Source organism: Burkholderia sp. 3C (genome assembly GCF_054589155.1).
This window is the reverse complement of sequence record NZ_BAAILN010000030.1, coordinates 99,111-104,266: the sequence shown is the minus strand read 5'-3', so window position 1 is coordinate 104,266 and position 5,156 is coordinate 99,111. Positions and strand designations below refer to the sequence as shown.

General features: G+C 67.5%; 6 protein-coding genes. All 6 read left to right on the top strand.

Annotated elements, in window-relative coordinates:
- The coding region (urtC, locus tag ACYP33_RS04560; RefSeq protein ID WP_459620000.1) for an urea ABC transporter permease subunit UrtC at positions 1 to 965 on the top strand (965 nt) is incomplete at its 5' end.
- A 2-nt stretch (positions 966 to 967) separates the two neighbouring features.
- Positions 968 to 1,711 carry an urea ABC transporter ATP-binding protein UrtD gene (urtD, locus tag ACYP33_RS04555; RefSeq protein WP_414442449.1) on the top strand — a complete coding sequence of 248 codons (744 nt, stop codon included), beginning with the start codon at positions 968 to 970 and terminating at the stop codon, positions 1,709 to 1,711.
- A 16-nt stretch (positions 1,712 to 1,727) separates the two neighbouring features.
- The gene (gene urtE / locus ACYP33_RS04550; protein ID WP_459619998.1) at positions 1,728 to 2,417 is read left to right on the top strand and encodes an urea ABC transporter ATP-binding subunit UrtE; all 690 of its coding nucleotides are present in this window, start codon (positions 1,728 to 1,730) and stop codon (positions 2,415 to 2,417) included.
- A gap of 48 nt (positions 2,418 to 2,465) precedes the next feature.
- Positions 2,466 to 3,704, top strand: a complete 1,239-nt coding sequence (gene fmdA / locus ACYP33_RS04545; RefSeq protein ID WP_459619996.1) for a formamidase — start codon at positions 2,466 to 2,468, stop codon at positions 3,702 to 3,704.
- A 16-nt stretch (positions 3,705 to 3,720) separates the two neighbouring features.
- Complete coding sequence (locus tag ACYP33_RS04540) at positions 3,721 to 4,098, top strand: FmdB family zinc ribbon protein (RefSeq protein ID WP_459619994.1); 378 nt, start codon at positions 3,721 to 3,723, stop codon at positions 4,096 to 4,098.
- 55 nt (positions 4,099 to 4,153) lie between these two features.
- A partial coding sequence (locus ACYP33_RS04535) for an aliphatic amidase (protein ID WP_459619992.1) occupies positions 4,154 to 5,156 on the top strand: 1,003 nt, incomplete at its 3' end.

Genomic DNA, 5,156 nt, shown 5'->3' with positions numbered 1-5,156 from the left:
TCGTCGCGGTGGGCCTGGTGATCGCCTGGGGCTACGGCGGCGTGCTGAGTCTGGGGCAGGGCGTGTTCTTCGGCCTGGGCGGCTACGCGATGGCGATGTTCCTGAAGCTGGAGGCGTCCGATCCCATCTCGACCAAGACCCAGACCACGCCCGGCATTCCCGATTTCATGGACTGGAACCAGCTCACCGCGCTGCCGGGCTGGTGGCAGCCGTTCCACTCGCTGCCGTTCGCGATCCTCGCGGTGCTGGTGGTGCCCACGCTGCTGGCCTTCGTGGTGGGCTTCGCGATGTTCAAGCGGCGCGTGGGCGGCGTGTATTTCGCGATCATCACGCAGGCCGTGGCGCTGATCCTGTCGGTGCTGATCATCGGCCAGCAGGGCTATACGGGCGGCGTGAACGGCATCACCGACCTGCGCACGCTGCTGGGCTGGAGCATCCAGTCGAACGCGTCGAAATACGTGCTGTATTTCGTCAACGCGGCGCTGCTGATCGTGGCCATGCTGGCCTGCCGCTGGGTGCAGCGCGGCAAGCTCGGCACGCTGCTGCTGGCGATGCGCGACAAGGAGGACCGGGTGCGCTTCTCCGGCTACGACGTGGCGATGTTCAAGGTGTTCGCGTTCTGCGTGGCGGCGCTGCTCGCGGCGGTCGGCGGCGCGATGTTCACGCTGCAGGTGGGCTTCATGTCGCCGTCGTTCGTCGGCATCGTGCCGTCGATCGAGATGGTGATCTACGCGGCGGTGGGCGGGCGCATGTCGGTGGCGGGCGCGGTGCTCGGCACGATCCTCGTCAATCTCGGCAAGACCTGGTTCTCGGAGAGCTTCCCGAACCTGTGGCTGTTCCTGATGGCGGCGATGTTCATCGGCGTGGTGATGGCGTTCCCGAACGGCATCGCGGGGCTGTACGAGGCGCATGCACGGCCGCGGCTGCGGCGCTGGCTCGGCGAGCCGGCCAACCAGGAGGCCTGACGATGAGCAATACCGACTTCCTGCTCGCGGTCGAGGACCTGACCGTGTCGTTCGACGGCTTCAAGGCGATCGATTCGCTGAACCTCTATCTCGAACGCGGCGAGCTGCGCGTGGTGATCGGCCCGAACGGCGCCGGCAAGACCACGCTGCTCGACCTGATCTGCGGCAAGACCCGCGAGACGGCCGGCAGCATCAAGTTCCGCAACGAGGAAATCACGCGGCTCGCGGAATTCCGGCGCGTGCGCAAGGGCATCGGCCGCAAGTTCCAGACGCCGTCGATCTACGAAAACCTGTCGGTGTCGCAGAACCTGGAGGTGTCGTATCCGCGCGGGCGCGGCGTGTTCGGCGCGCTGGCGTTCCGGCGCGACAGCGCGGTGACCGACCAGGTGCTGGCGGTGGCCGAGGAGATCGGCCTGGCCGCGGTGCTCGACATGGAGGCCGGGCTGCTGTCGCACGGCCAGAAGCAGTGGCTGGAGATCGGCATGCTGCTCATGCAGGACCCCGAACTGTTGATGCTCGACGAGCCGATCGCCGGCATGAGCGTGAAGGAGCGCGAGATCACGGCCGAGCTGCTGGGCCGGATCTGCCAGCAGCGCTCGATGATCGTCATCGAGCACGACATGGCGTTCGTCGAGCGGATCGCGCACAAGGTCACCGTGATGCACCAGGGAAAGATCCTGGCCGAAGGGCCGATGGCCACGGTGCAGGCGGACCCGCGCGTGATCGACGTTTATCTGGGCCACTGAAAAGGAGGAACCCGACATGCTCGAAGTCGACGATCTCGTCGTCAGTTACGGCCAGAGCGAGGTGCTGCACGGCATCGGCTTTTCGGTCGGCAACCGCGAAAGCGTCGCGGTGATGGGCCGCAACGGCATGGGCAAGACCACGCTGTTCAAGTCGCTGATCGGCATGCTGCCGGCCAGCCGCGGCACCGTGAAGGTGGGCGGCGCCGATGTCTCGAAGGAAGAGAGCTTCCGGCGCGTGGCCAAGGGCATCGGCTACGTGCCGCAGGGCCGGCAGATCTTCGCGTCGCTCACGGTGGAGGAGAACATCCGCACCGGCCTGGAGAACGCGCCCACGCAAACCGTGCCCGAGGAGCTGTATGCGCTGTTCCCGGTGCTGTGGGACATGCGCCGCCGCAAGGGCGGCAACCTGTCGGGCGGCCAGCAGCAGCAACTGGCGATCGCGCGGGCGCTGGCCACCGACCCGAAGGTGCTGCTGCTCGACGAGCCGACCGAAGGCATCCAGCCGTCCGTGATCAAGGACATCGCCAAGGCGCTGAACCAGATCCGCGCCTCGCGCGACATCGCGATCGTGGTGTCCGAGCAGGTCCTGAGCTTCGCGCTCGAGGTGGCCGACCGGCTGTTCGTGATCGAGGGCGGCCGTTTCGTTCACCAGAGTACCCGCGAGGCCGGCGACACCGACCGCATTCGCGAATACCTGTCCGTCTGACGGCGTGCGCGCCGTCATCGTCCAACGCAGCACCGAGGAGCGTGCGAAATGCCCGAAACCCTGATCAAGGTCGACCTGAACCAGTCCGCCTACGAAAACGAACAAGTCCACAACCGCTGGCACCCCGACATTCCGATGGCGTGCTGGGTCAAGCCCGGCGACGACTTCGTGCTCGAAACCTACGACTGGACCGGCGGCTTCATCAAGAACGACGACAGCGCCGACGACGTGCGCGACATCGACCTGTCGATCGTCCACTTCCTGTCCGGCCCGGTGGGCGTGAAGGGCGCGGAGCCGGGCGACCTGCTGGTGGTCGACCTGCTCGACATCGGCGCGAAGTCCGACAGCCAGTGGGGCTTCAACGGTTTCTTCTCGAAGACCAACGGCGGCGGCTTCCTGACCGACCATTTCCCGTCGGCGCAGAAGTCGATCTGGGATTTCCACGGCCTGTACACCAGTTCGCGCCATATTCCCGGCGTGAACTTCGCGGGCCTGATCCACCCCGGCCTGATCGGCTGCCTGCCCGATCCGAAGCTGCTCGAAACCTGGAACACGCGCGAGACGGCCCTGATCGCGACCGACCCGGAACGCGTGCCGCCGCTGGCCAACCCGCCGTTCGCGGCCACCGCGCACATGGGCAGCCTGGCCGGCGACGCGAAGGCCAAGGCCGCCGCCGAAGGCGCGCGCACCGTGCCGCCGCGCGAACACGGCGGCAATTGCGACATCAAGGATCTGTCGCGCGGCTCGAAGGTGTTCTTCCCGGTGTACGTGGACGGCGCGGGGCTGTCGGTCGGCGACCTGCACTTCAGCCAGGGCGACGGCGAGATCACGTTCTGCGGCGCGATCGAGATGGCCGGCTGGGTGCACATGCGCGTGAACCTGATCAAGGGCGGCATGGCCAAGTACGGCATCCGCAACCCGGTGTTCCAGCCGAGCCCGATCACGCCGAACTACAACGACTACCTGATCTTCGAGGGCATTTCGGTTGACGAAACGGGCGGCCAGCATTACCTCGACGTGACCGTCGCCTATCGCCAGGCCTGCCTGAACGCCATCGAATACCTGAAGAAGTTCGGCTACTCGGGCGCGCAGGCCTATTCGCTGCTCGGCTGCGCGCCGGTGCAGGGGCATATCAGCGGCGTGGTCGACATCCCGAACGCGTGCGCGACGCTGTGGCTGCCGACCCAGATCTTCGATTTCGACATCCGGCCGAACGCGCAGGGGCCGGTGCGGCACGTGACGGGCGAGGTGGACCTGCCGATCTCGTACGACCTGAGCCACGCCTGAGCACGGAGCGCCCGAGATGCCGATCTACGACTTTCACTGCGAGGCCTGCGGGCCGTTCGTCGCGATGCGCGCGATCGCCGAGCGCGACCGGCCCGCGCCGTGCCCCGCGTGCGGCACGATCGGCGCGCGGCGGCTGACCGCGCCCGCGCTGGCGCTGATGGCGGGCGACCGGCGCACGGCGCACGCCACCAACGAGCGTGCGGCCCATGCGCCGCGTCAATCGGGCGACGGCGGCAGCGGGGGGCGCCACCGGCCCGGCTGCGGCTGCTGTTCGGGCGGGCGCGCCACGCTGGCCGGCGCGAGCGGCGGCGGCGCGATCGGCAAGCCGGCGCAGGACAACCCGGCGGCGGCGCTCAAGCAGCCCGCCGGCCGGCCCTGGATGATCAGTCACTGAACCCTGGCGCGGGGCCGCATGCCTGCGCGCCCCGCGCACCGAACGGAGCAAGACGATGCGACATGGCGATATTTCGAGCAGCCGCGACAGTGTCGGCGTGGCGGTGGTCAACTACCGGATGCCGCGCCTGCACACGCGCGCCGAGGTGCTGGACAACGCGCGCAAGATCGGCGAGATGCTGATCGGCATGAAGCGCGGGCTGCCGGGCATGGACCTGGTGATTTTTCCCGAGTATTCGACGCACGGCATCATGTACGACGAGGCCGAGATGTACGAGACGGCCTCCACCATCCCGGGCGCGGAAACCGAGATCTTCTCGGCCGCCTGCCGCCAGGCCAACGTGTGGGGCGTGTTCTCGATCACCGGCGAGCGCCACGAGGAACACCCGCACAAGGCGCCGTACAACACGCTGATCCTGATCGACAACCACGGCGAGATCGTGCAGAAGTACCGCAAGATCATGCCGTGGACGCCGATCGAGGGCTGGTATCCGGGCGACCGCACCTACGTGAGCGACGGCCCGAAGGGCCTGAAGATCAGCCTGATCATCTGCGACGACGGCAACTATCCGGAGATCTGGCGCGACTGCGCGATGCGCGGCGCGGAGCTGATCGTGCGCTGCCAGGGCTACATGTACCCGGCCAAGGAGCAGCAGGTGATGGTGTCGAAGGCGATGGCCTGGATGAACAACACCTACGTGGCGGTGGCCAACGCGGCCGGCTTCGACGGCGTGTATTCGTATTTCGGGCATTCGGCCATCGTCGGTTTCGACGGGCGCACGCTCGGCGAATGCGGCGAGGAGGAGATGGGCGTGCAGTACGCGGAGCTTTCGGTCTCGCTGATCCGCGACGCGCGCCGCAACCTGCAGTCGCAGAACCATCTCTACAAGCTGCTGCATCGCGGCTATACCGGCACGATCCATTCGGGCGACAGCGTGCACGGCGTGGCCGAGTGCCCGTTTGCGTTCTATCGCGACTGGATTGCCGATCCGCAGAAGGCGCGCGCGGCCGTGGAGGCGATCACGCGGCCGATGCCGGGCACGCCCGAGTGCCCGGTGG